We start from the raw sequence: 25,700 nt of genomic DNA, 5'->3' as shown, positions 1-25,700 counted from the left end.
GGTCGCGGCACTAGGCCGCGGCGCGCACCGTCCGGGCGGCGGAGAGCGCGCCGACGATGTCGTCGACCCGCGTCTTGGCGTCGCCGAAGAGCATCTGGGAGTTCTCCCGGAAGAACAACGGGTTCTGCACGCCCGCGTAGCCGGTGGCCATGGAGCGCTTGAAGACGACGACGTTCTTCGCCTCCCAGACCCGCAGCACCGGCATGCCGGCGATCGGGCTGGCGGGGTCCTCGGTCGCGGCCGGGTTGACGGTGTCGTTGGCGCCGATGACCAGGACGACGTCGGTCCCGGCCAGGTCGTCGTTGATCTCGTCCATCTCCAGCACGATGTCGTAGGGCACCTTCGCCTCGGCCAGCAGCACGTTCATGTGCCCGGGGAGCCGCCCGGCGACGGGGTGGACGCCGAAGCGGACCTCGACGCCGCGCTCGCGCAGCAGGCGGGTCAGCTCGGCCACCGGGTACTGCGCCTGGGCGACGGCCATGCCGTAGCCCGGCGTGATGACCACGCTCGACGCGGAGGCCAGCAGTTCGGCGGTCTCCTCGGCGGAGATCTCGCGGTGCTCGCCCTGCTCGCCGCCGTCCGTGGCCGTGGCCTCGATGCCGAAGCCGCCGGCGATGACCGAGATGAACGACCGGTTCATCGCCTTGCACATGATGTAGGAGAGGTACGCACCGGAGGAGCCGACCAGGGCGCCGGTGACGATCAGCAGGTCGTTGTCGAGCAGGAAGCCCGAGGCCGCCGCGGCCCAGCCGGAGTAGCTGTTGAGCATCGAGACCACGACCGGCATGTCACCGCCTCCGATCGAGGCGACCAGGTGCCAGCCCAGGGCCAGGGCGACCAGGGTGAGCAGCCCGAGGACGAGCGTGCCCGTGCCGTCGGTCCGGTCGTGGGAGACGACGATGTAGACCACGGTGAGCGCCGCGAAGGCGACGAGCGCGCCCACGTTGATGAGGTTCTTGCCCGGCAGCATGAGCGGGGCGCCCTTGATCCGCGCCGACAGCTTGAGGTTGGCCACGATCGAGCCGGTGAAGGTGACCGCGCCGATGAAGATGCCGATGGCGATCTCGGCGTTGTGGATGTGCCACAGCGAGAGCGGCGACTCGGTCGGTGCGCGGGCCAGCAGGCCCTCGCGGTGGCCGACCCAGCCGATCAGCACGGCGGCCAGACCGACGAAGGAGTGCAGCAGCGCGATCAGCTCGGGCATGCCGGTCATCCGGACGATCCGGGCACGCCACAGGCCGATCACCACGCCGGCCAGGACGGCGACGAACATCAGGACGATGCCCAGGGTGCTGTTGTCGCCGGCCTGGTCGTGGCCGTCCTTGATGACGTGGACGATGGTGGCGGCCAGGGCGACGCCCATGCCGGTGACGCCGTAGACCCAGCCCTGCCGGGCGCTTTCGTGCCGGGAGAGTCCGGCGAGGCTGAGGATGAAGAGCAGCGCGGCGACGATGTACGCCGCGGTGGCCATGGCGGAGACGGTCATGTCGTCAGTTCCCCCTGCTGAACATGGCGAGCATGCGGCGCGTCACCGCGAAGCCACCGAAGATGTTGATGGAGGCGAGCAGGACGGCGGCGACGCCGAGCGCCTGCATGAGGTGGTCGGGGAACCACACCTTCAGCAGCGCGCCCACGACGACGACGCCGGAGATGGCGTTGGTGACGCTCATCAGCGGGGTGTGCAGCGCGTGGTGGACCTTGCCGATCACGTAGTAGCCGATGACGACGGCGAGCATCAGCACGGTGAAGTGCTGCGGCAGCGGGGCCGGGGCGAAGGCGACCACCAGGCCGAAGACGAGGATGCCGGCCAGGGTCAGGGCGAGCCTGGTGCCGGCGCTCATCGCCGCCTTCTCCGCCTGGGCGGGCGGCTCGGCGGCCGGTCCCGGTGCGGCGGCGGGCGCCGCCGAGACCTGTACGGGCGGCGGCGGCCACAGCTTCTCGCCGTCCTTGACCACGGTGATGCCGCGCTGCACGACGTCGTCGAGGTCGAGCACGGACTTGCCGTCCTTGCCCGGGGTGAGCAGCTTCATCAGGTTGACGAGGTTGGTCCCGTACAACTGCGAGGCCTGGGTGGGCAGCCGGCCGGCGAGGTCCGTGTACCCGAGGATGATCACGCCGTTGCCGGTGACGGAACGCTCCCCGGGGACGCTGCCCTCGACGTTGCCGCCCACGCCGGCGGCCATGTCGACGATCACCGAGCCCGGCTTCATGCGCGCCACGTCGGCGGCCGTGATCAGCCGCGGCGCCGGACGCCCCGGGATCAGCGCCGTGGTGATGATGATGTCGACGTCCGCGGCCTGCTCGGAGTAGAGCTTCGCCGCGGCCTCGTTGTAGAGGTCCGAGGTGGCCTTCGCGTAGCCGTCGGACGACTGCTGCGCCTCCTCCTCGACCACCACCGGGAGGTACTCGCCGCCCAGCGACTTCACCTGGTCGGCCACCTCCGGGCGCGGGTCGGTCGCGCGCACGACCGCGCCCAGCGACGAGGCCGCGCCGATCGCGGCCAGCCCGGCCACGCCCGCGCCGGCGACGAGCACCTTCGCCGGCGGCACCTTGCCCGCGGCGGTCACCTGACCGGTGAAGAAGCGGCCGAACTCGTGGGCCGCCTCCACCACCGCGCGGTAGCCGGCGATGTTGGCCATGGACGAGAGCACGTCGAGCGACTGGGCGCGGCTGATGCGCGGCACCGCGTCCATCGCCAGCACCGTGATCGGCCGCGCCGCGAGGGCGTCGACCAGTTCGGGGTTGAGGGCCGGCGCGAGGGTGGAGATCAGTGTGGCGCCGTCCTTCGGCTTGCCCACCTCGTCCATCGACGGGCCGTTGACCCGGAGGACGATGTCGGCGCCCCACGCCTCCTCGCCCGTGCCGATCCGCGCCCCTGCCTCCACGTACGCCGGGTCGGTGAAGGCCGAGAGTGCCCCGGCCCCCGACTCGACGAGCACCTCGTACCCGAGTCCTGTCAGTTGCCGGACCGTCGCCGGTGTCGCGGCGACGCGTGTCTCCCCTGCTGGTTCGCGAGGGACTCCGATGCGCATGGGAGTACTCCAATTCAGCTCGGTTGCGTCTTTGAGCCGAACGGTGTGCGCGATCGGCTCGGAGACGCCGGCGGGATCCCGCACAGGATGCAGGTCGCGGGACCCGCGTGTCACTAAGCAGTCACCGTTGCCGGTGACTTCGTGAGTTGCCGGACGGAGTGGTCGTTGACGGTGTGGTGGAAACTCGCCACCGGAAGCCGAAGTGGGCGTCGGCCTGCGACGGCGGGATGCTGACCACGGGCAGGTCCACCGCGGCCGATGGCCTCGGCGGTACGTCTGACGTCAGTCACTGTCGTCGCTGATGTCGAAGTCTGCCGGAGGCAGGGACGCGGATCGTTGTGAACCCGGCGGCACACAGCGCCAGAACGCCGAACGCCGCCGAACGCCCGCCCCGGCGAAGAGGGCGGGCGCTCGGCGGCGTGACGTGACGGGAACGGAGAGCCCGGGAGAAGAAGCCGTCACTCCCAGAAGTCCGGCTCGTCCTCCGGGGCCGGCCAGTCGTCGCCCTCCGGGGCCTCATCGGGGACGGGCGCGGCGGGGCCGTCCAGGGAGGCCAGCACGGCGAGGACCTCCTCGCCGTACGTCACCAGCTTCTTCTCGCCGACCCCGCTGACCGTGGCCAGTTCCCGGATCGAACGCGGCATCAGGGTGACGATCGCGCGCAGGGTGGCGTCGTTGAAGATGATGTACGGCGGAACGCCCTGCTCGCGGGCCTGCCCGGTGCGCCAGACGCGCAGGGCCTCGAAGGCGGGGAGCAGCTCCTCGGGCAGCTCGGCCGCGACCGCCTTGGTCTTGGCGCCGCCCGAGCCGCCGGCCGACCGGGACCGGGCGGCGGCCGGCCGCTTCGGCTCCTTGCGCAGCGGCACCTCCCGCTCGCCGCGCAGCACCGAGCCGCTCGCCTCGGTGAGCACCAGCGTGCCGTACTCCCCCTCGACCGCGAGCAGTCCCTGGGCCAGCAGCTGGCGGATGGCGCCGCGCCACTCGCCCTCCTCGAGGTCCTGGCCGATGCCGAAGACGGACAGCTGGTCGTGGTCGAACTGGATCACCTTGGCGGTGCGCTTGCCGAGCAGGATGTCCACGATCTGGAGGGCGCCGAACTTCTGTCCGCGCTCGCGCTGCAACCGCACCACCGTCGACAGCACCTTCTGCGCGGCGACGGTGCCGTCCCAGGTCTCCGGCGGGGTCAGGCAGGTGTCGCAGTTGCCGCAGCCCGTCGCGCCCGGCTCCTGGCCGAAGTAGGCGAGCAGCTGGCCGCGCCGGCATCGGGCGGTCTCGCACAGCGCGAGCATCGCGTCCAGATGGGCGGCTGCCCGGCGCCGGAACGCCTCGTCGCCCTCGCCGGACTGGATCAGCTTGCGCTGCTGCACCACGTCGTTGAGGCCGTACGCCATCCAGGCGGTGGACGGCAGGCCGTCGCGGCCCGCGCGGCCGGTCTCCTGGTAGTAGCCCTCGATGGACTTGGGCAGGTCCAGGTGGGCCACGAAGCGGACGTCCGGCTTGTCGATGCCCATGCCGAAGGCGATCGTCGCCACCACGACCAGCCCGTCCTCGCGCAGGAACCGGGACTGGTGGGCGGCCCGGGTGCCCGCGTCCAGGCCCGCGTGGTACGGCACCGCCTCGATGCCGTTGGCGGTCAGGAACTCCGCGGTGCGCTCCACGGAGTTGCGCGACAGGCAGTAGACGATGCCCGCGTCACCCGGGTGCTCCTCGCGCAGGAAGGCGAGCAGCTGCTTCCTCGGGTCTGCCTTGGGGACGATCCGGTACTGGATGTTGGGCCGGTCGAAGCTGGCCACGAAGTGGCGGGCCGCGGGGAGGTTCAGCCGCTGGGTGATCTCCTCGTGGGTGGCCCGGGTCGCGGTGGCCGTCAGGGCGATCCGCGGGACGTCCGGCCAGCGCTCGCCGAGCAGGCTGAGGCCGAGGTAGTCGGGGCGGAAGTCGTGGCCCCACTGGGAGACGCAGTGCGCCTCGTCGATCGCGAAGACGGAGATCTTGCCGCGCGAGAGCAGGTCCAGGGTGCTGTCCAGACGCAGCCGCTCCGGTGCCAGGTACAGCAGGTCCAGCTCGCCGGCCAGGAACTCGGCCTCGACCGTCCGCCGCTCGTCGAAGTCCTGGGTGGAATTGACGAAGCCGGCCCGCACACCGAGGGCGCGCAGGGCGTCCACCTGGTCCTGCATCAGCGCGATCAGCGGCGAGACCACCACGCCGGTACCGGGTCTGACCAGGGCCGGGATCTGGTAGCACAGCGACTTGCCGCCGCCGGTCGGCATGAGCACCAGGGCGTCACCGCCCGCCACCACATGCTCGATGATCTCTTCCTGCGGGCCCCGGAAGGCCTCGTACCCGAAGACCCGGTTCAAGGTGGCCAGCACCTCGCTGCCGGCCGCGCCCAGCTCTTCGGTCACCGTTGGCATCTCGCTGATCCCGCCCGTCGCATCCATCGTCCTGTCCCCCGCCGCTTCCCCGCGTGCCGCCTTTCGACCACTGCCTCAACGATAGGGGGCCGCACCGACAGTCCCGGAGTTGTCCACAGAATGCGAACAGGTGTGCGATTTCAAGCACCGGGGGCCCGGCGGCCGGTCGCCGCCGGGCCCCTCCCGCCTACTGCCCGGCCGCCGCGATCTCCCGCACCAGCCTGGCCGCCACCGGCGCCGGCACGCCGTGCCGGTCGGCGGCCCGCAGCAGGGCGCCGCCGATGGCGTCGAGCTCCAGGGGCCGGCCCGCCTCCGCGTCGCGCTGCATGGAGGACTTGGTCTCGGGCGGGAAGGCGTCGTAGCGCGCCAGGGCCGCTGCGGGGTCGACGGGGCAGCCGCAGGCGCGGCTCACCGCGGCGGTCTCCGCGACCAGGCCCTCCAGCTCCTCCCGGTGGCGGGTGCGGACCTCGCCGAGCGGGAGGCCGTACCGGGTGGTGAGCAGGGCGAAGGGAGCGAGGAAGGACATCTTCTCCCACAGCGCCCTGGTCTCGTCCGGAACCACCCGGGCCGTCGCTCCCGCCTCCGAGAGGGCCTTCGCGAGGGCTTCGAGACCGGCGCGGTCGGCCGTGCCGGCGGCCAGGTCGATCTCGGCGAACGGGCTGCCGTGCTCGATCACGACGGGTCCGGTACCGGCGGACGGCAGGCGGGTGGACTCCACCCGGATCGCCGCGGCGGCCACCCGGTCGGCCCCGTAACGGGCGCGCAGGGTGGCGGGGTGCTCGACGCCGTTCAGGAACGGGACGACCAGGGCGTCGCCGAGGGCGGCCGGCGGGACCCGGGTGAGCGCGGCGTCCAGTGTGGTGTGCTTGACGGTGATCAGGCAGGCGTCCACCGGCTCGCGCAGTTCGGTGTCCGCCTCCACCACGGCCCGGAAGTCGCCGAACCGGCGGCTGCGGACCTCGATCCCGCCGCGCAGGGCGTCGGCCGTGGCCTCGCGGGCCAGGCAGACGACCCGGTGGCCGGAGCGGGACAGCAGGGCGGCCAGCAGACCGCCGACGCCTCCCGCGCCCAGGATGGCCACGGTCGGCCTGCTCGTCGTGAGCGTCATGACATCGTCCTCTCGTCGGTCGGCCCCGATGACCGGTGGCCGCCTTCACGGCGATCTTTCCAAAGCCGTGCGCCGAACGGGTGAGAAGCGGCAGAAAAACCCGGGCCCCGCATCACCCGAACGGCCGTCCCCGGATGGCCCCTTGACCGGTCCCGGCACAAGCTTCTCGGTGCGACCCCGTCTCCTCCCCAAGGAGCCCCGCACCATGCCCGCTCACCTCGTCAAGGCCGCCCTCACCCTCGCGTCCACCGCGGCCCTCGCCCTCGCGACGGCCCCCGCCCACGCCGACCAGGGCCCCGTCGACGCCTCCGTCTGGAAGCAGCTGGCCCCCACCGTGTCGGCCACCGCGAAGTACCGGCACCTCCCCCTCGCGCTGGCCGCCGGGTACCGGTCCAACCCCTGCACCATGGACATGAACGGCGGCAAGGGCGCCATGGGCTACCACTACATCAATCCCAAGCTCTACGGCTCCCTCGACCCGGTCAGGCCCGCCGCCCTGCTCTACGAGGACGACGGCAAGGGCGGGCGCAGGCTCACCGGGGTGGAGTGGATCGTGAAGGCCGACAAGAACACCGCGCGGCCCACGATGTTCGGCCGGAAGTTCGAGGGCCCGGTCACCGCGCACCACAACTCGACCATCCCGACCCACTACTCGCTGCACGCCTGGCTCTACAAGAAGAACCCCAGCGGGCTGTTCTACGAGTGGAACCCCGACGTGAAGTGCCCCTACCCGGGCGCGCCCGGCTGACGTACGGCAACGCGAAGGCCCCGGCTCCGGGGACGGAACCGGGGCCTTCGCCGCGGAACGCTCAGCGCACGAACACGCCCGCCTGGCTCGCCAGGTCGAGGAAGTACTGCGGCGCCACGCCCAGCACCAGCGTGACCGCCACGCCGATGCCGATCGCCAGCGTGGTCAGCGGCGACGGCACGGCCACGGTCGGGCCCTCGGGCTTGGGCTCGCTGAAGAACATCAGCACGATCACCCGGATGTAGAAGAACGCCGCGATCGCCGAGGAGATCACACCGATCACCACCAGCGGAACCGCGCCACCGGCCGCCGCCGCCTTGAACACGGCGAACTTCCCGGCGAAGCCGGAGGTCAGCGGGATGCCGGCGAAGGCCAGCAGGAACACCGCGAAGACCGCCGCGACCAGCGGGGAACGCCGGCCGAGCCCCGCCCACTTGGACAGATGGGTCGCCTCGCCGCCCGCGTCCCGCACCAAGGTGACCACCGCGAAGGCGCCGATGGTCACGAACGAGTAGCCGGCCAGGTAGAAGAGGACCGACGACACGCCGTTCTTCGAGGTGGCGACGACACCCGCGAGGATGAATCCGGCGTGCGCGATGGACGAGTACGCCAGCAGCCGCTTGATGTCGGTCTGGGTGATCGCGACGATCGCGCCGCCCAGCATGGTGACGATCGCCACCGCCCACATCACCGGCCGCCAGTCCCAGCGCAGCCCCGGCAGCACGACGTAGAGCAGCCGCAGCAGCGCGCCGAACGCGGCCACCTTGGTCGCGGCCGCCATGAAGCCGGTCACCGGGGTGGGCGCGCCCTGGTAGACGTCGGGCGTCCACATGTGGAACGGCACCGCGCCGACCTTGAACAGCAGGCCCATCACGAGCAGGGCGCCGCCGACGAGCAGCAGCGCGTCATTGCCCATGGTGCCCGCCAGCGCCGGGCTCACATCGGTGACCGAGCCGTCCACGACCTGGGCGATGCGCCCGTACGACACCGAGCCCGCGTAGCCGTAGAGCAGCGCGATGCCGAACAGGGTGAACGCGGAGGCGAACGCGCCGAGCAGGAAGTACTTGACCGCGGCCTCCTGCGACATCAGCCGCTTGCGGCGGGCCAGCGCGCACAGCAGGTACAGCGGCAGGGAGAAGACCTCCAGGGCGACGAACAGCGTCAGCAGGTCGTTCGCCGAGGTGAACACCAGCATGCCCGCCACGGCGAAGAGCAGCAGCGGGAAGACCTCGGTGGTGGTGAACCCGGCCTTGACCGCGGCCTGTTCGCCCTCGCTGCCCGGCACCGAGGCGGCCTGCGCCGCGAAGGAGTCGACCCGGTTGCCGTGGGCCGCCGGGTCCAGGCGCCGTTCGGCGAAGGTGAACAGGCCCACCAGGCCGGCCAGCAGGATGACGCCCTGGAGGAACAGCGAGGGGCCGTCGACCGCGATGGCGCCCATGGCGGCGATGTGCGCCTTGGTGGTGCCGTACCCGTCGGCGGCGAGCCCGACGACCGCGGCGAAGGCGGCGCACAGGGCGACGACCGACACGAACACCTGGGCGTAGTAACGGGATCTGCGCGGGATGAACGCCTCGACCAGCACCCCGACCAGCGCGGCGCCGATGATGATCAGCGTCGGCGACAATTGTCCGTACTCGATCTTCGGCGCGCCGATCTGGGGGATGCGGTCCGCCGCGGTTGTCCACAGGCTGTGGACGGCTGGGGTGCTCACTTGGCCGCCTCCACCTCGGGCTTGGGGTCCTTCTTCTGGACGTCGGACATGGTGTGCCGCACCGCCGGGTTGACGATGTTCGTCACGGGCTTCGGATAGACGCCCAGGAAGATCAGCAGCACGATCAGCGGCCCGACGACCAGCAGTTCGCGCACCTTCAGGTCGGGCATCGCCGAGACCTCGGGCTTGACCGGGCCGGTCATGGTCCGCTGGTAGAGCACCAGGGTGTAGAGCGCGGCGAGGACGATGCCGAAGGTGGCGATGATGCCGATCACCGGGTAGCGCGTGAACGTGCCCACCAGGACGAGGAATTCACTCACGAACGGTGCCAGGCCGGGCAGTGACAGGGTGGCCAGGCCGCCGATCAGGAAGGTGCCGGCGAGCACCGGGGCGACCTTCTGCACCCCGCCGTAGTCGGCGATGAGCCGCGAGCCGCGCCGGGAGATCAGGAACCCGGCGACCAGCATCAACGCGGCCGTGGAGATGCCGTGGTTGACCATGTACAGGGTGGCGCCGGACTGGCCCTGACTGGTCATCGCGAAGATGCCCATGATGATGAAGCCGAAGTGGGAGATCGACGCGTACGCCACCAGGCGCTTGATGTCCCGCTGGCCGACGGCGAGCAGCGCGCCGTAGACGATGCTGATCAGGGCCAGGACGAGGATCACCGGCGTCGCCCACCGGCTGGCCCCCGGGAACAGCCCCAGGCAGAAGCGGAGCATCGCGAAGGTGCCCACCTTGTCGACCACCGCCGTGATGAGGACGGCGACCGGGGCGGTGGACTCCTGCATGGCGTTGGGCAGCCAGGTGTGCAGCGGCCACAGCGGCGCCTTCACCGCGAACGCGAAGAAGAAGCCGAGGAACAGCCAGCGTTCGGTGCTCGTCGCCATGTGCAGCGAGCCGTTCGCGCGGGCCTCGGCGATCTGCTGGAGGGAGAAGTTCCCGGCGACCACGTAGAGGCCGATCACCGCGGCCAGCATGATCAGACCGCCGACCAGGTTGTAGAGGAGGAACTTCACGGCCGCGTACGACCGCTGGGTGGACGCCGCCTGCTCGCCCTGCGCGTGGGCCCGGTCCCCGAAGCCGCCGATGAGGAAGTACATCGGGATCAGCATGGCTTCGAAGAAGATGTAGAACAGGAAGACGTCGGTGGCCTCGAAGGAGATGAGGACCATCGCCTCGACCGCCAGGATCAGCGCGAAGAAGCCCTGGGTGGGGCGCCAGCGGCGGCTGCCGGTCTCCAGCGGGTCGGCGTCGTGCCAGCCCGCCAGGACGATGAACGGGATCAGCACGGCGGTCAGCGCGATCAGCGCGACCCCGATGCCGTCCACGCCCAGCTCGTAGCGGACCCCGAAGTCGCTGATCCAGGAGTGGGATTCGGTGAGCTGGTAGCGGGCGCCGCCCGGGTCGAAGCGGACCAGGACGGTGATCGCGAGCGCGAGCGTGCCGAGCGAGACGAGCAGGGCCAGCCACTTGGCGGCGGTGCGCCGCGCGGCCGGTACGGCGGCCGTGGCGACGGCTCCCACGGCCGGGAGCGCCGCCGTCGCTGTCAGCAGGGGAAAGGACATCGGTATCAGACCGCCCTCATCAGCAGGGTCGCGGCGACCAGGAGGGCCGCACCGCCGAACATCGAGACCGCGTAGGAGCGGGCGAAGCCGTTCTGGAACCGGCGCAGCCGCCCGGACAGACCGCCGAAGCCGGCCGCCGTGCCGTTGACGACGCCGTCGACCAGGGAGTGGTCGAGATAGACCAGGGAGCGCGTCAGGTGCTCGCCGCCGCGCACCAGGACCACGTGGTTGAAGTCGTCCTGGAGCAGGTCGCGGCGGGCGGCGCGGGTGAGCAGGGAACCGCGCGGGGCGACGGCCGGGACCGGTTTGCGGCCGTACTGCGCCCAGGCGATGGCCACGCCGATCACCAGGCAGACCATCGTGGCCGCGGTGACCTCGCCGGCGCTGACCGGGGAGTGGCCCTCGCTGTGTCCGGTGACCGGCTCCAGCCAGTGCAGGAAGCGGTCGCCGATGCTGAAGAAGCCGCCGCCGAGGACCGAGCCGACGGCCAGCACGATCATCGGGATCGTCATGACCTTCGGGGACTCGTGCGGGTGCGGTTCGGCGTGCTCGCCGCGGTGTTCGGCGGCGGGCTCGGCGCTGGGCGCCCCGGGCGAGCGGGTGGGCCGGTTCTTCCAGCGCTCCTCGCCGAAGAAGGTCATCAGCATCACGCGCGTCATGTAGAACGCGGTGATGGCCGCGCCCAGCAGGGCCGCGCCGCCGAGGATCCAGCCCTCGGTGCCGCCCTTGGCGAAGGCCGCCTCGATGATCTTGTCCTTGGAGAAGAAGCCGGACAGGCCCGGGAAGCCGATGATGGCGAGGTAGCCGAGGCCGAAGGTGACGAAGGTGACCGGCATGTACTTGCGCAGGCCGCCGTACTTGCGCATGTCGACCTCGTCGTTCATGCCGTGCATCACGGAGCCCGCGCCGAGGAACAGCCCGGCCTTGAAGAAGCCGTGCGTCACCAGGTGCATGATCGCGAAGACGTAGCCGATGGGGCCGAGGCCCGCGGCGAGCACCATGTAGCCGATCTGCGACATGGTCGAGCCGGCCAGCGCCTTCTTGATGTCGTCCTTGGCGCAACCGACGATCGCACCGAAGAGCAGCGTGACCGCGCCGACCACGGTGACGGCGAGCTGCGCGTCCGGCGCCGCGTTGAAGACGGCCGCCGAACGGACGATCAGGTAGACGCCCGCGGTGACCATGGTCGCCGCGTGGATCAGGGCCGAGACCGGGGTCGGGCCCTCCATCGCGTCGCCCAGCCAGGACTGGAGCGGCACCTGGGCGGACTTGCCGCAGGCGGCGAGCAGCAGCATCAGGCCGATCGCGGTGAGCTTGCCCTGGGAGGCGTCGCCCACATGGCCGAAGACCGGGCCGAAGGCGAAGCTGCCGAAGGTGGTGAACATCAGCATGATCGCGATCGACAGACCCATGTCGCCGACGCGGTTGACCAGGAACGCCTTCTTGGCGGCCGTGGCGGCGCTGGGTTTGTGCTGCCAGAAGCCGATCAGCAGGTAGGAGGCGAGACCGACGCCCTCCCAGCCGACGTACAGCAGCAGGTAATTGTCGGCGAGGACCAGCAGCAGCATCGCCGCGAGGAACAGGTTGAGATAGCCGAAGAAGCGGCGGCGCCGTTCGTCGTGCTCCATGTACCCGACCGAGTACAGGTGGATCAGCGAGCCGACGCCGGTGATCAGCAGCACGAAGGTCATCGACAGCTGGTCGAGGCGGAGGGTGACGTCCGCCTGGAAGCCCTCGACCGGGATCCAGCTCCACAGGTGCTGGGTCAGGGTGCGGTGTTCGGCGTTCCTGCCGAGCAGGTCGGCGAAGAGGAGCAGGCCGAACACGAAGGAGGCGGTCGACAGCAGGGTGCCGATCCAGTGGCCGACGCGGTCCAGGCGCCGGCCGCCGACCAGGAGGACGGCCGCTCCGAGCAGGGGCGCCGCGATGAGCAGCGCGATCAGTTTCTCCACGATTCTCCCGACCCCTTACAGCTTCATCAGGCTGGCGTCGTCGACCGAGGCCGAGTGGCGGGTACGGAACAGCGACACGATGATCGCGAGGCCCACCACGACCTCCGCGGCGGCCACGACCATCGTGAAGAAGGCGAAGACCTGGCCGTCGAGGTTGCCGTGCAGCCGGGAGAAGGTGACGAACGCGAGATTGCAGGCGTTCAGCATCAGCTCGACGCACATGAAGACCACGATCGCGTTGCGCCGGATCAGTACGCCGGTCGCGCCGATGGTGAACAGCAGACCGGCGAGATACAGGTAGTTGACCGGGTTCACTTCGACGCCTCCTCGGGCCGCTTGAACGTCTCCGGTTCGATCGGCGTCCGCTCCAGGCGCTCCTCGGAACGCTGTTCCAGCGCCCTCAGGTCGTTGATAGCGTCCGTGGACACGTCCCGGATCTGACCGCGCTCGCGCAGCGTCTTGCTGACGGTCAGCTCGGAGGGGGTGCCGTCGGGCAGCAGACCCGCGATGTCCACGGCGTTGTGCCGGGCGTAGACGCCCGGGGCGGGCAGCGGCGGCACGTACTTCCCCTCGCGCACGCGCTGTTCGGACAGCTCGCGCTGGGTCTTGGCACGCTCGGTGCGCTCGCGGTGCGTGAGCACCATCGCGCCGACCGCGGCCGTGATCAGCAGCGCGCCGGTGATCTCGAAGGCGAAGACGTACTTGGTGAAGATGAGGGCGGCGAGGCCCTCCACATTGCCGTTGGCGTTGGCCTGGCCGGTGCCGGCGAAGTCCTTCAGGGAGGCGTTGGCGATCCCGGCGAGCAGCAGCACGCCGAAGCCGACCCCGCACAGCAGGGCCAGCCAGCGCTGGCCCTTGATGGTCTCCTTCAGCGAGTCCGCGGCCGTGACGCCGACGAGCATCACCACGAACAGGAACAGCATCATGATCGCGCCCGTGTAGACGACGATCTGCACGATGCCCAGGAAGTAGGCGCCGTTGGCGAGGTAGAACACCGCCAGCACGATCATGGTCCCGGCGAGGCTGAGCGCGCTGTGCACGGCCTTCTTCATGAAGACGGTGCACAGGGCGCCGAGCACCGCGACGGTGCCGAGGACCCAGAACTGGAAGGCCTCACCGGTGGAGGTCGTGTAGGCGGCGAGCTGCGCGCTCATGCGTCCACCCCCTGGTCCTCTTCCTTCTCCCCCTGGGAGACGGCGACCTGGCGGACCGTGCCGGGCGCGGCCTGGGTGACCAGGCCCCGGTAGTAGTCCTCCTCGGTGGTGCCGGGGAAGATCGAGTGCGGCGTATCGACCATGCCCTCTTCGAGGCCGGCCAGCAGCTGCTCCTTGGTGTAGATGAGGTTGGCGCGGCTGGAGTCGGCCAGCTCGAACTCGTTGGTCATCGTCAGCGCGCGGGTGGGGCACGCCTCGATGCACAGCCCGCACAGGATGCAGCGGGCGTAGTTGATCTGGTAGACGCGGCCGTAGCGCTCACCCGGCGAGTAGCGCTCCTCGTCGGTGTTGTCGGCGCCCTCCACGTAGATGGCGTCGGCGGGGCAGGCCCAGGCGCACAGCTCGCAGCCGACGCACTTCTCCAGGCCGTCCGGATGGCGGTTGAGCTGGTGCCGTCCGTGGAAACGCGGAGCGGTGGTCTTCTTCTGCTCCGGGTACTGCTCGGTCAGCCGCTTCTTGAACATGGCCTTGAAGGTCACGCCGAAGCCGGCCACCGGGTTCTGGAAACCGGGCTTGATCTCCTTGGGCTCCTCAGCCATCGGACGCCTCCTTTCCATCCGTTGTTCCGTCCGAAGTTCCGTCACCGACAGTGTCGGGCCCGCCACTGACAATCAGCTCCCGCTCCCGGCGCGGGCGGCGCCTGGGCACCGGCGGCAGCTCCTGTCCGGGCAGCGGCGGCACAGGGAAGCCGCCCGCCATCGGGTCGAACCCGCCCGGAGCACCGGCGGTTCGCGTCTCCGCCTGCCCGCGCTCGCGGAACATGTCGACGACGAAGGAGATCAGCAGCAGGGCGAGCACTCCGCCGCCCACGTAGAGGGCGATGTCGGCGAAGTCGTAGTGCTGGTTGCGCAGCGCCCGCACCGAGGCGACCAGCATCAGCCAGGTCACCGAGACCGGGATCAGCACCTTCCAGCCGAGCTTCATCAGCTGGTCGTAGCGGACCCGCGGCAGGGTGCCGCGCAGCCAGATGAAGAAGAACAGCAGCAGCTGCACCTTGACGACGAACCAGAGCAGCGGCCACCAGCCGTGGTTGGCGCCCTCCCAGAAGGTGCTGATCGGCCAGGGGGCGCGCCAGCCGCCGAGGAAGAGGGTGGTGGAGACGGCCGAGACCGTCACCATGTTCACGTACTCGGCGAGCATGAACATCGCGAACTTGATGGACGAGTACTCGGTGTTGAAGCCGCCCACCAGGTCGCCCTCGGACTCCGGCATGTCGAAGGGGGCGCGGTTGGTCTCGCCGACCATGGTGACGATGTAGAGCAGGAAGGAGACCGGCAGCAGCAGGATGTACCAGCGGTCGTGCTGCTGGGCCACGATGGTGGACGTCGACATGGAGCCCGAGTAGAGGAACACCGAGGCGAACGCGGCGCCCATGGCGATCTCGTACGAGATCATCTGCGCGCAGGACCGCAGGCCGCCCAGGAGCGGGTACGTCGAACCGGAACTCCAGCCCGCCAGCACGATCCCGTAGATGCCGACCGAGGCGACCGCGAGGATGTAGAGCAGGGCGATCGGCAGGTCGGTCAGCTGCATCGTCGTGCGGGTGCCGAAGATGGAGACCTCGTGGTCGGCGGGGCCGAACGGGATCACCGCGATCGCCATGAAGGCCGGGATGGCCGCGACGATCGGCGCGAGGACGTAGACCGCCTTGTCCGCGCGGCGGACGATCAGGTCCTCCTTGAGCATCAGCTTCACGCCGTCGGCGAGCGACTGGAGCATGCCCCAGGGGCCGTGCCGGTTGGGCCCGATGCGCAGCTGCATCCAGGCGACGACCTTGCGCTCCCAGACGATGGAGAACAGCACGGTCACCATCAGGAAGGCGAAGCAGAAGACGGCCTTGACGACGACCAGCCACCAGGGGTCGCGGCCGAACATCGAGAGGTCTTCAGCGGCGAGGTACGGGCTCATGCCTCCACCTCCTTGGGGGCGGTGTCGGCGGGGGCCGCCGGGCCGATGCGGACGAGGTTGCCGGGCTGTGCCCCGGTGTCGGAGGCGACTCCGCCGCCGACGGAGTTCAGCGGGAGCCAGACCACCCGGTCCGGCATCTCGGTGATCAGGAGCGGGAGTTCGACGGTGCCGGCGGGACCGGTGACGGCGAGCACGGCGCCGTCCGCGACGCCCGCCTCGGCGGCCGTGGCGGCCGACAGGCGCGCGCGTGCGGCGTGCCGGGTGCCGGCCAGCGCCTCGTCGCCCTCCTGGAGGACGCCCTGGTCGAGCAGCAGCCGGTGCCCGGCGAGCACGGCCTCGCCCGCGGCCGGGCGGGGCAGCACGCCCGCGGACTCCCGGGGCTCCGCGGCGCGCGGGCCCTCCCAGGGGCCGAGCCGGTCGATCTCCGCACGGACGGTGCGCAGGTCGGGCAGGCCCAGGTGGACGTCCATGGCGTCGGCCAGCATGTGCAGGACGCGCGCGTCGGCCGGGGGCAGACGGCGGGTCATCTGGTCGGGCTTGAGCGCGGCCTCGAACAGGCGCACCCTGCCCTCCCAGTCGAGGAAGGTGCCGGCCTTCTCGGCGACCGCGGCGACCGGCAGGACGACGTCGGCGCGTTCGGTGACCTCGCTGGGCCGCAGCTCCAGCGAGACCAGGAAGCCGACGTTGTCCAGCGCCTCGCGCGCGCGGGCCGGGTCGGGCAGGTCGGCGACCTCCACCCCGGCGACCAGCAGGGCCGACAGCATGCCGTCCGCGGCGTCCTCGACGATCCGGGCGGTGTCGCGGCCGTAGCCGAGCGGCAGATCGGCCAGGCCCCAGACGGCGGCGACCTCCTCGCGGGCGCGCGGGTCGGTCGCGGGGCGGCCGCCGGGCAGCAGCGCGGGCAGCGCGCCGGCCTCCAGGGCGCCGCGCTCACCGGCCCGGCGCGGAATCCACACCAGGCGGGCGCCGGTCGCGGTGGCCGCCCGTACCGCGGCGGTGAACCCGCCGGCGACCGAGGCCAGCCGCTCCCCGACGACGATGACGGCGCCCTCGCCGCGCAGCGCCTCGGCGGCCCGGGTGCCGGGCGCCTCCAGGCCGACACCGCTCGCGAGCGCGTCCAGCCACTCGGTCTCGGTGCCGGGCGCGGCCGGCAGCAGCGTGCCGCCCGCCTTCTGAAGTCCCCGGGTCGCGTGCGTGGCCAGCGCGAACACCTGTTGCTTGTGCTTGCGCCAGGCCTTGCGCAGTCGCAGGAAGACGCCGGGCGCCTCCTCCTCCGACTCGAAGCCGACGAGCAGGACCGCGGGCGCCTGCTCCAGGGCGGAGTACGTGACGCCCGTCCCGTCGAGGTCGATGCCCCGGCCCGCCACCCGGGAGGCGAGGAAGCCGGCCTCCTCGGCGCTGTGCGCGCGGGCGCGGAAGTCGATGTCGTTGGTGTCGAGGGCGACGCGCGCGAACTTGCTGTACGCGTAGGCGTCCTCGACGGTCAGCCGGCCGCCGATCAGCACACCGGCCCGGGAGCGGGCGGCCCGCAGACCGCGCGCGGCGGCCTCCAGCGCCTCCGGCCAGGACGCGGGCTCCAGGACCCCGTCGGCGCCGCGCACCAGCGGGGTGTCGAGGCGGTCCTTGAGCTGCGCGTAGCGGAACGCGAAGCGTCCCTTGTCGCAGACCCACTCCTCGTTGACCTCGGGGTCGTTGGCGGCCAGCCGCCGCATGACCTTGCCGCGCCGGTGGTCGGTACGGGTGGCGCAGCCACCCGCGCAGTGCTCGCACACCGACGGCGAGGAGACCAGGTCGAACGGGCGGGAGCGGAAGCGGTACGCCGCCGAGGTGAGCGCCCCGACCGGGCAGATCTGGATGGTGTTCCCGGAGAAGTACGACTCGAACGGGTCGCCCTCGCCGGTGCCGACCTGCTGGAGGGCGCCTCGCTCGATCAGCTCGATCATCGGGTCGCCCGCGATCTGGTTGGAGAAGCGGGTGCAGCGGGCGCACAGCACGCAGCGCTCGCGGTCCAGCAGCACCTGGCTGGAGATCGGCACCGGCTTCTCGTAGGTGCGCTTGCGGCCGTCGAAGCGGGACTCGGCGTTGCCGTGCGACATCGCCTGGTTCTGGAGCGGGCACTCGCCGCCCTTGTCGCAGACCGGGCAGTCCAGCGGGTGGTTGATGAGCAGCAGCTCCATCACCCCGTGCTGGGCCTTCTCGGCGACCGGCGAGGTCAGCTGGGTGCGCACCACCATGCCGTCGGTGCAGGTGATGGTGCAGGAGGCCATGGGCTTGCGCTGGCCCTCGACCTCCACGATGCACTGCCGGCAGGCGCCCGCCGGGTCGAGCAGGGGGTGGTCGCAGAAGCGGGGGATCTCGATGCCGAGCTGTTCGGCGGCCCGGATGACCAGGGTGCCCTTGGGCACGCTGATCTCGATGCCGTCGATCGTCAGCGTGACGAGGTCGTCCGGCGGGAGGGCCGCCTCTCCGCCACCCGCGGGAGCGTTGGTGGTCACGGTCATGCGTTCACCTCCGGGCGGTCCGCCCAGGCCGTCGACTTGGCCGGGTCGAAGGGGCAGCCCCGGCCCGTGATGTGTTCCTCGTACTCCTCGCGGAAGTACTTCAGCGAGGAGAAGATCGGCGAGGCCGCGCCGTCGCCGAGGGCGCAGAAGGACTTGCCGTTGATGTTGTCGGCGATGTCCGCGAGCTTGTCGAGGTCGGACTTGACGCCCTTGCCCGCCTCGATGTCCCGCAGCAACTGCACCAGCCAGTACGTCCCTTCGCGGCAGGGGGTGCACTTGCCGCAGGACTCGTGGGCGTAGAACTCGGTCCAGCGGGTGACCGCCCGCACCACGCAGGTCGTCTCGTCGAAGCACTGCAGCGCCTTGGTGCCGAGCATGGAGCCGGCGGCGCCGACGCCCTCGTAGTCGAGGGGGACGTCGAGGTGTTCGGCGGTGAACATCGGCGTGGAGGAGCCGCCCGGCGTCCAGAACTTCAGCCGGTGGCCGGGGCGCATCCCGCCGCTCATCTCCAGGAGCTGGCGCAGGGTGATGCCGAGCGGGGCCTCGTACTGGCCGGGGCTGGCGACGTGGCCGCTGAGCGAGTAGAGCGTGAAGCCCGGGGACTTCTCGCTGCCCATCGACCTGAACCATTCTTTCCCGTTTTTCAGGATGGCGGGAACCGACGCGATCGACTCGACGTTGTTCACCACAGTGGGGCAGGCATAGAGGCCTTCCACCGCGGGGAAAGGGGGACGCAGTCGCGGTTGGCCACGGCGGCCTTCGAGCGAGTCCAGCAGCGCGGTCTCCTCACCGCAGATGTACGCGCCGGCGCCCGCGTGCACGGTGAGATCGAGGTTCAGTCCGCTGCCGAGGATGTTCTCGCCGAGGTAGCCCGCCGCGTAGGCCTCGCGCACGGCCTCGTGCAGCCGCCGCAGTACGGGGACCACTTCGCCCCGGAGATAGATGAAGGCGTGCGACGACCTGATGGCGTAGCACGCGATCACGATGCCCTCGATGAGGCTGTGCGGGTTCGCGAAGAGGAGCGGGATGTCCTTGCAGGTCCCCGGCTCCGACTCGTCGGCGTTGACAACCAGATAGTGCGGCTTTCCGTCCCCCTGGGGGATGAACTGCCACTTCATCCCGGTGGGGAAGCCCGCGCCGCCGCGGCCGCGCAGACCGGATTCCTTGACGTAGGCGATCAGGTCGTCCGGCGACATGGCGAGCGCCTTGCGCAGGCCCTCGTACCCCTCGTGCGCCCGGTAGACGTCCAGGGACCAGGAGCGGTCCTCGTCCCAGAAGGCCGACAGCACCGGTGCGAGCAGCTTCTCGGGGCTGGAGTCCTTGAGTTCGGCGGCCACGCTCATCACTCCCCCTCCTCGGCGGTAGGCCCTGCCGGGTGCGCGGGATCGGAGGCCGAGGTCTGCTGCGGCGCGTCATGGGAGCTGAGGTGCTCGGCCGGAGACGGCTCGTGCACCGCGTCCCGCCGGCCCTCCGGGCCGCCGCGCGGATGGACCACGCGCGCGGATTCGGTCTCCCCCTTGGCCAGGCGGAGGCCCACCAGCGACGCGGGTCCCGCGCTGCCGCCCTCCTCGACGGCCCCGGGCCGTTCGTCGGGGAAGCCGGCCAGGATGCGCGCGGTCTCCTTGAAGGTGCACATCCGTGCCCCGCGCGTGGGCTGGACGGGCCGTCCCGCGCGCAGGTCGTCCACCAGCCGCTTGGCGCCGGCGGGCGTCTGGTTGTCGAAGAACTCCCAGTTGACCATCACGACCGGCGCGAAGTCGCAGGCCGCGTTGCACTCGATGTGCTCCAGGGTGATCTTGCCGTCGTCGGTGGTCTCGCCGTTGCCGACGCCCAGGTGCTCCTGGAGCGCCTCGAAGATCGCGTCGCCGCCCATCACCGCGCACAGCGTGTTGGTGCACACCCCGACCTGGTAGTCGCCGGAGGGCCGGCGCCGGTACATGGTGTAGAAGGTGGCCACCGCGGTGACCTCGGCCGTGGTCAGGCCGAGCATCTCGGCGCAGAACCGCATGCCGGTGCGCGTGACGTGGCCCTCCTCCGACTGCACGAGGTGGAGCAGCGGCAGCAGGGCGGAGCGGGAGTCCGGGTAGCGCGCGATCACCTCGCGCGCGTCCGTCTCCAGCCGGGCCCGTACGTCGTCCGGGTAGGCGGGCGCGGGCAGTTCGGGCATGCCCAGGCTGACGCCGTGCTCCGAAGAAGAGGTGGTCACCGGTCGACGCCTCCCATCACGGGGTCGATGGACGCGACGGCGACGATCACGTCGGCGACCTGGCCGCCCTCGCACATCGCCGCCATGGCCTGAAGGTTGGTGAAGGACGGATCGCGGAAGTGGACCCGGTAGGGGCGGGTGCCGCCGTCGGACACGGCGTGCACGCCGAGTTCGCCCTTGGGGGACTCCACGGCCGTGTAGGCCTGGCCCGGCGGGACCCGGAAGCCCTCGGTGACCAGCTTGAAGTGGTGGATCAGGGCCTCCATGGAGGTGCCCATGATCTTCTTGATGTGGTCGAGGGAGTTGCCGAGTCCGTCCGGTCCCAGGGCGAGCTGGGCGGGCCAGGCGATCTTCTTGTCGGCGACCATGACCGGCCCGGGCTGGAGCCGGTCCAGGCACTGCTCGACGATCCTGAGCGACTGGCGCATCTCCTCGATGCGGATCAGGAAGCGGCCGTAGGCGTCGCAGCTGTCGGCGGTGGGGACCTCGAAGTCGTAGGTCTCGTAGCCGCAGTAGGGCTGGGTCTTGCGCAGGTCGTGCGGCAGGCCGGTGGCGCGCAGGATCGGCCCGGTGGCGCCGAGGGCCATGCAGCCGGCCAGGTCGAGGTAGCCGATGTCCTGCATGCGGGCCTTGAAGATGGGGTTCCCGGTGGCGAGCTTGTCGTACTCCGGGAGGTTCTTGCGCATCTTCTTGACGAACTCGCGGATCTGGTCGACCGCGCCGGGCGGCAGGTCCTGGGCGAGTCCGCCGGGCCGGATGAACGCGTGGTTCATCCGCAGGCCGGTGATCAGCTCGTAGAGGTCGAGAATCATTTCACGATCACGGAAGCCGTAGATCATGATCGTGGTGGCGCCGAGTTCCATGCCGCCGGTGGCGATGGCCACCAGGTGGGAGGACATCCGGTTCAGCTCCATCAGGAGCACCCGGATGATCTGGGCGCGCTCGGTGACGTCGTCCTCGATGCCGAGGAGCTTCTCGACGGCGAGGCAGTAGCCGGTCTCGTTGAAGAAGGACGTCAGGTAGTCCATGCGCGTGACGAAGGTGGTGCCCTGCGTCCACGTGCGGAACTCGAGGTTCTTCTCGATGCCGGTGTGCAGGTAGCCGATGCCGCAGCGGGCCTCGGTGACCGTCTCGCCCTCGATCTCGAGGATCAGCCGGAGCACCCCGTGGGTGGAGGGGTGCTGGGGACCCATGTTGACGACGATGCGCTCGTCGTCGGCGCGGGCCGCGGACTGGACGACCTCGTCCCAGTCGCCACCGGTGACCGTGTAGACGGTGCCCTCGGTGGTTTCCCGGGAGGCTGCTGACTGGGTGCTGCTCACGAGTACGACCTCCGCTGGTCCGGAGCCGGGATCTGGGCGCCCTTGTACTCGACGGGGATGCCGCCGAGCGGGTAGTCCTTGCGCTGCGGGTGGCCCTGCCAGTCGTCCGGCATCATGATCCGCGTCAGGGCCGGGTGGCCGTCGAAGACGATTCCGAAGAAGTCGTAGGTCTCGCGTTCGTGCCAGTCGTTGGTGGGATACACGGAGACCAGGGACGGGATGCGCGGGTCGGCGTCCGGGGCGCTGACCTCCAGGCGGATCAGCCGGTTGTGGGTGATGGAGCGCAGGTGGTAGACGGCGTGCAGCTCGCGGCCCTTGTCGTGCGGGTAGTGGACGCCGCTGACGCCGGTGCACAGTTCGAAGCGCAGGGCGGGGTCGTCGCGCAGCGTGCGGGCGACGCGGACCAGGTGCTCGCGTTCGATGTGGAAGGTGAGTTCGCCGCGGTCGACGACCGTCTTCTCGATGGTGTTGTCCGGCACAAGGCCCTGTTCCTCCAGGGCGCCCTCCAGCTCGTCGGCGACCTCGTCGAACCAGCCGCCGTAGGGCCGCGTCGCCGGTCCCGGGAGCCGGACCGAGCGGACCAGGCCGCCGTACCCGGAGGTGTCGCCGCCGTTGTCGGCGCCGAACATGCCGCGCTGGACGCGGATCTCCTCGCCGCCCTGGCCGCGCTGACCGGGGAGGTTGGAGGCGGACAGGTCCTTCTCCGGGTTCACCCCGTTCGCCCCGCCGTGGGTGCCGTTCGCGTCGCTCACCGCAGCAGCCCCTTCATCTCGATGGTGGGCAGGGCCTTGAGCGCCGCCTCCTCCGCCTCGCGGGCCGCTTCCTCCGCGTTGACGCCGAGCTTGGTGGACTGGATCTTCTGGTGGAGCTTGAGGATCGCGTCCATCAGCATCTCGGGGCGGGGCGGGCAGCCGGGGAGGTAGATGTCGACCGGGACGATGTGGTCGACGCCCTGGACGATCGCGTAGTTGTTGAACATGCCGCCCGAGGAGGCGCAGACGCCCATGGAGATCACCCACTTGGGGTTGGGCATCTGGTCGTAGACCTGCCGCAGGACCGGCGCCATCTTCTGGCTGACCCGGCCGGCCACGATCATCAGGTCCGCCTGGCGCGGCGAGCCGCGGAACACCTCCATGCCGAAGCGCGCCAGGTCGTAACGGCCGGCGCCGGTGGTCATCATCTCGATGGCGCAGCAGGCCAGGCCGAAGGTGGCCGGGAAGACGGACGCCTTGCGCACCCAGCCCGCGGCCTGTTCGACGGTGGTCAGCAGGAAGCCGCTCGGCAGCTTTTCTTCGAGTCCCATGTCTTATAAGGCCCCTCAGTCCCATTCCAGGCCGCCGCGCCGCCATACGTACGCGTACGCAACGAAGACGGTGAGCACGAAGAGCAACATCTCCACGAGCCCGAAAAGCCCCAGGGCGTCGAAGGTGACGGCCCAGGGGTAGAGGAAGACGATCTCGATGTCGAAGACGATGAAGAGCATCGCCGTCAGGTAGTACTTGATGGGGAAGCGCCCGCCGCCGGCCGGCGTGGGGGTCGGCTCGATACCGCACTCGTAGGCTTCGAGCTTGGCGCGGTTGTACCGCTTCGGACCGATCAGCGTGGCCATGACCACGGAGAAGATCGCAAAGCCTGCCCCGAGGGCTCCCAGTACGAGGATGGGCGCATACGCGTTCACCGCTCCTCGCTCCTCTCAGTCGGCACTGACTGCTGGCGGTTCACTGGGCTCACGTCCGCCTCACCGGCCCCACGAACCACGCTCGTCCCGGCGAAGATCGAGAACATGTGAAGCAGGTCACAAGCCCAACTGCCTCGCATCTTATGCCCGCCGCTCTGTGATCTGCGACACGGGGTATTCCACAAGCTTTGTGATCTCCACCACCTGACGAAGGATCATGAAGTCGGATGATGAGTGATCTTCATACGCGAAGCGTTCAGTTGATCACCAGAAGTGACAATCCGGCTCGTCGTCGCAGGCAGGAGGGGGCGTCTCAATATCAAGAGAGTTCACCTGCATGCAAATTCGCCTTGGACGCCCACTCCTGATAGTGGACTCCGTTCACACATCAGGGGGAGCGGGAGGGGCCGATGTGGACGAAGTGAAAGCGCGTGCACGCGTTCACGAGCTCCGCACGCGCGAGACGCCGACCCCCGAGTGACCGTTCCGTGACCTCCGCCACACCCGTAACAAGCCGTCGAGAACCGGGCTTGGCCAATGACCCCAACCAGTGGTAGGCGGGGGGCAATTCGGACGTAATGATCAAAGACCGTGATCAAGCCCTTGATCACGGTCGTCCGCAATGTCCGTTACGGCGTCAATAAAGAGCGACACGCCCGGGGTTCAAGGTCTCGATTGGGCAACTGTGGCGCACGACACGTTTCTTGAAGATATGAAGGAGCCCCTGATACCGGTTGTTCCCATGTCCCACACCGCTCACATACGCAGCCACCGGAAGCCCCGCCGCAGCGCGTCGTCCCTCGCGATGCGGGCCGGAGTTGCCGGTGGCGTCCTCGGAACCCTGGCAGTCGCCGGGGCAGCCGGTTCGGCCAGCGCCGCCGAGCCGGTGACGCAGACCCTCGAACTGCCCACCCTGACGGCCGACCTGGCCGCCCAGGCCGCCCAGTCCGCGGACGCCACGCAGCAGGCCGCCGCGAACTACCAGCTCCAGGCCGAGCGCGACGCGGCCGCCGCGAACGCCGCGAAGCAGGCCAAGGCGGACCTCGCCGACGCCAAGCAGAAGGCGGCCGAGGCCAAGAAGAAGGCCGAGGAGGCCGCCCGCAAGGCCGCCGCCGAGCGCGCCTCGCGCAGCACCGCCCGTACCACCCTCGCCGCCTCGGTGAGCAGCGACGGCACCGGCTCCACCAGCGCCGGCACCAGCTCCTCCACGGCCACCGGCTCCGCCGCGGCCGTCGTCAGCTTCGTCAAGTCGCAGCTGGGCAAGGCGTATGTCTCCGGCGCCACCGGCCCGTCCGCCTACGACTGCTCGGGCCTCGTGCAGACGGCCTTCAAGCAGGTCGGCGTGAGCCTGCCGCGCGTCTCCCAGGACCAGTCGACCGCCGGCACCCAGGTCTCGCTGAGCAACCTCCAGCCGGGCGACATCCTGTACTGGGGCGGCGCGGGCAGCGCGTACCACGTCGCGGTGTACGTGGGCGGCGGTATGTTCGTCGGCGCGCAGAACCCGTCGGACGGCGTCGCGGAGCACCCGCTCTCGTACGACCAGCCGACCGGCGCCGTGCGGGTGCTCTGAACCGACCCGCACCTCTCACGACGCTTCAGGCGTTCTTTCGCAGGGCCGCAGCCGCTCGGGGGCAGCGGCCCTGCGGCGTTCCCTGGCATGCTCGGGGCCCGGGCCGCCGACCGGCGGTCCGTCCACGAGCGAAGGAGAAGCCGCGATGCCACGCGTCTTCGTACAGGGCGGCCCCGTGGCCGAGTTCCCCCGTTACGCCCCCGAGTCCGGGCGCGGCACGATGCGCCGCATCACCGAGGTCGGCGAGGAGGTGCTGCACAAGCCGTGCCGGGACGTCACGGAGTTCGGACCCGACCTCGCCGCGCTCGTCGACGACATGTTCCGCACCATGTACGTCGCCGAGGGAGCGGGCCTCGCCGCGAACCAGGTCGGGGTCGATCTGCGCCTTTTCGTGTACGACTGCCCCGACGACGACGGAAACCGGCATGTCGGACACATCGTCAATCCCGTGCTGGACACGCCCCTGACCGGGCGACGGCTGCTGGACGAGGGCGAGGGCTGTCTGTCGGTGCCGGGCGCGGTGATGGCGCTGCCGAGGCCGGACCGCGCCGTCGTGCGCGGCCAGGACCGGGACGGCAACCCGCTGGAGATCGAGGGCACGGGCTACTTCGCGCGCTGCCTCGCCCACGAGACCGACCACACCAACGGGTACATCTACCTCGACCGGCTGACGAAACGGGAGAAGAAGGACGCGCTGCGGCAGATGGCCGACCGGCGGGCGGAGGTCCATGCCCGCCGGACGGCCAGGGAGGCCGAGCTGACCGCCTGACC

General features: G+C 70.4%; 21 protein-coding genes. 3 read left to right on the top strand and 18 right to left on the bottom strand.

What is annotated here, in order from left to right; genetic code table 11:
* Positions 1 to 10 precede the first annotated feature (10 nt).
* From pntB to FRZ03_RS22975, 4 genes are all read right to left on the bottom strand, one after another.
* Positions 11 to 1,486, bottom strand: coding sequence for a Re/Si-specific NAD(P)(+) transhydrogenase subunit beta (pntB, locus tag FRZ03_RS22990; protein ID WP_146467044.1), 1,476 nt, complete (start codon positions 1,484 to 1,486; stop codon positions 11 to 13).
* Positions 1,487 to 1,490: 4 nt separating this feature from the next.
* A complete protein-coding gene (locus FRZ03_RS22985; protein ID WP_146467043.1) occupies positions 1,491 to 3,032 on the bottom strand; it encodes a Re/Si-specific NAD(P)(+) transhydrogenase subunit alpha in 1,542 nt (513 codons plus the stop codon).
* 458 nt (positions 3,033 to 3,490) lie between these two features.
* On the bottom strand, positions 3,491 to 5,470 hold the full coding sequence (recQ, locus tag FRZ03_RS22980; RefSeq protein ID WP_146467042.1) for a DNA helicase RecQ: 1,980 nt from the start codon (positions 5,468 to 5,470) through the stop codon (positions 3,491 to 3,493).
* A gap of 160 nt (positions 5,471 to 5,630) precedes the next feature.
* A complete protein-coding gene (locus FRZ03_RS22975) occupies positions 5,631 to 6,551 on the bottom strand; it encodes a ketopantoate reductase family protein (RefSeq protein ID WP_146467041.1) in 921 nt (306 codons plus the stop codon).
* Between the two features lie 205 nt (positions 6,552 to 6,756).
* Here FRZ03_RS22975 and FRZ03_RS22970 point away from each other — a divergent pair, with 205 nt between their 5' ends.
* Positions 6,757 to 7,299, top strand: coding sequence for a hypothetical protein (locus tag FRZ03_RS22970; RefSeq protein WP_146467040.1), 543 nt, complete (start codon positions 6,757 to 6,759; stop codon positions 7,297 to 7,299).
* Between the two features lie 61 nt (positions 7,300 to 7,360).
* Here FRZ03_RS22970 and nuoN read toward each other — a convergent pair whose 3' ends face one another.
* Genes nuoN through FRZ03_RS22900 form a run of 14 tightly spaced genes read right to left on the bottom strand, consistent with a single transcriptional unit; the run spans position 7,361 to position 23,359 of the window.
* Positions 7,361 to 9,010 (bottom strand): NADH-quinone oxidoreductase subunit NuoN, encoded by a 1,650-nt coding sequence (gene nuoN / locus FRZ03_RS22965; RefSeq protein WP_146467039.1) that lies wholly within the window; start codon positions 9,008 to 9,010, stop codon positions 7,361 to 7,363.
* Positions 9,007 to 10,578 (bottom strand): NADH-quinone oxidoreductase subunit M, encoded by a 1,572-nt coding sequence (locus FRZ03_RS22960; RefSeq protein ID WP_146467038.1) that lies wholly within the window; start codon positions 10,576 to 10,578, stop codon positions 9,007 to 9,009. The genes nuoN and FRZ03_RS22960 overlap by 4 nt, the downstream gene beginning before the upstream one ends.
* A gap of 5 nt (positions 10,579 to 10,583) precedes the next feature.
* On the bottom strand, positions 10,584 to 12,530 hold the full coding sequence (nuoL, locus tag FRZ03_RS22955) for an NADH-quinone oxidoreductase subunit L (protein WP_146467037.1): 1,947 nt from the start codon (positions 12,528 to 12,530) through the stop codon (positions 10,584 to 10,586).
* Between the two features lie 15 nt (positions 12,531 to 12,545).
* Positions 12,546 to 12,845, bottom strand: a complete 300-nt coding sequence (gene nuoK / locus FRZ03_RS22950) for an NADH-quinone oxidoreductase subunit NuoK (RefSeq protein ID WP_070025335.1) — start codon at positions 12,843 to 12,845, stop codon at positions 12,546 to 12,548.
* A complete protein-coding gene (locus FRZ03_RS22945) occupies positions 12,842 to 13,684 on the bottom strand; it encodes an NADH-quinone oxidoreductase subunit J (RefSeq protein ID WP_146467036.1) in 843 nt (280 codons plus the stop codon). The genes nuoK and FRZ03_RS22945 overlap by 4 nt, the downstream gene beginning before the upstream one ends.
* Positions 13,681 to 14,283 (bottom strand): NADH-quinone oxidoreductase subunit NuoI, encoded by a 603-nt coding sequence (nuoI, locus tag FRZ03_RS22940; RefSeq protein WP_146467035.1) that lies wholly within the window; start codon positions 14,281 to 14,283, stop codon positions 13,681 to 13,683. The genes FRZ03_RS22945 and nuoI overlap by 4 nt, the downstream gene beginning before the upstream one ends.
* Positions 14,276 to 15,652, bottom strand: a complete 1,377-nt coding sequence (gene nuoH / locus FRZ03_RS22935; RefSeq protein ID WP_146467034.1) for an NADH-quinone oxidoreductase subunit NuoH — start codon at positions 15,650 to 15,652, stop codon at positions 14,276 to 14,278. Before nuoH ends, nuoI begins: the two co-directional genes overlap by 8 nt.
* A complete protein-coding gene (locus FRZ03_RS22930) occupies positions 15,649 to 18,153 on the bottom strand; it encodes an NADH-quinone oxidoreductase subunit G (protein WP_146467033.1) in 2,505 nt (834 codons plus the stop codon). Before FRZ03_RS22930 ends, nuoH begins: the two co-directional genes overlap by 4 nt.
* On the bottom strand, positions 18,150 to 19,499 hold the full coding sequence (gene nuoF, locus FRZ03_RS22925; RefSeq protein ID WP_186785568.1) for an NADH-quinone oxidoreductase subunit NuoF: 1,350 nt from the start codon (positions 19,497 to 19,499) through the stop codon (positions 18,150 to 18,152). Before nuoF ends, FRZ03_RS22930 begins: the two co-directional genes overlap by 4 nt.
* Complete coding sequence (nuoE, locus tag FRZ03_RS22920; protein ID WP_146467031.1) at positions 19,496 to 20,359, bottom strand: NADH-quinone oxidoreductase subunit NuoE; 864 nt, start codon at positions 20,357 to 20,359, stop codon at positions 19,496 to 19,498. Before nuoE ends, nuoF begins: the two co-directional genes overlap by 4 nt.
* Positions 20,356 to 21,681 carry an NADH-quinone oxidoreductase subunit D gene (locus tag FRZ03_RS22915; protein ID WP_146467030.1) on the bottom strand — a complete coding sequence of 442 codons (1,326 nt, stop codon included), beginning with the start codon at positions 21,679 to 21,681 and terminating at the stop codon, positions 20,356 to 20,358. Before FRZ03_RS22915 ends, nuoE begins: the two co-directional genes overlap by 4 nt.
* Entirely contained in the window at positions 21,678 to 22,433 is a 756-nt protein-coding gene (locus tag FRZ03_RS22910; protein WP_146467029.1) for an NADH-quinone oxidoreductase subunit C, read from the bottom strand. Before FRZ03_RS22910 ends, FRZ03_RS22915 begins: the two co-directional genes overlap by 4 nt.
* Positions 22,430 to 22,984 carry a NuoB/complex I 20 kDa subunit family protein gene (locus FRZ03_RS22905; RefSeq protein WP_009190037.1) on the bottom strand — a complete coding sequence of 185 codons (555 nt, stop codon included), beginning with the start codon at positions 22,982 to 22,984 and terminating at the stop codon, positions 22,430 to 22,432. The genes FRZ03_RS22910 and FRZ03_RS22905 overlap by 4 nt, the downstream gene beginning before the upstream one ends.
* Positions 22,985 to 22,999: 15 nt before the next feature.
* Positions 23,000 to 23,359: an NADH-quinone oxidoreductase subunit A gene (locus FRZ03_RS22900; RefSeq protein WP_030494815.1), complete on the bottom strand. Its 360-nt coding sequence runs from the start codon at positions 23,357 to 23,359 to the stop codon at positions 23,000 to 23,002.
* 742 nt (positions 23,360 to 24,101) lie between these two features.
* Between FRZ03_RS22900 and FRZ03_RS22895 the strand changes: the two genes are divergently transcribed.
* Together FRZ03_RS22895 and def are read left to right on the top strand one after the other, a co-directional pair.
* Entirely contained in the window at positions 24,102 to 24,929 is an 828-nt protein-coding gene (locus FRZ03_RS22895; protein ID WP_146467028.1) for a C40 family peptidase, read from the top strand.
* A 145-nt stretch (positions 24,930 to 25,074) separates the two neighbouring features.
* Positions 25,075 to 25,698: a peptide deformylase gene (gene def / locus FRZ03_RS22890; RefSeq protein ID WP_146467027.1), complete on the top strand. Its 624-nt coding sequence runs from the start codon at positions 25,075 to 25,077 to the stop codon at positions 25,696 to 25,698.
* The last annotated feature ends 2 nt before the right edge of the window (positions 25,699 to 25,700 follow it).

Origin of the sequence: Streptomyces misionensis (assembly GCF_007896895.1) — a bacterium.
In the GTDB taxonomy this organism is placed as follows: Bacteria; Actinomycetota; Actinomycetes; order Streptomycetales; family Streptomycetaceae; genus Streptomyces; species Streptomyces misionensis_A.
The sequence above is the reverse complement of the archived record's forward strand: the minus strand, read 5'-3'. Positions and strand labels throughout refer to the sequence as shown.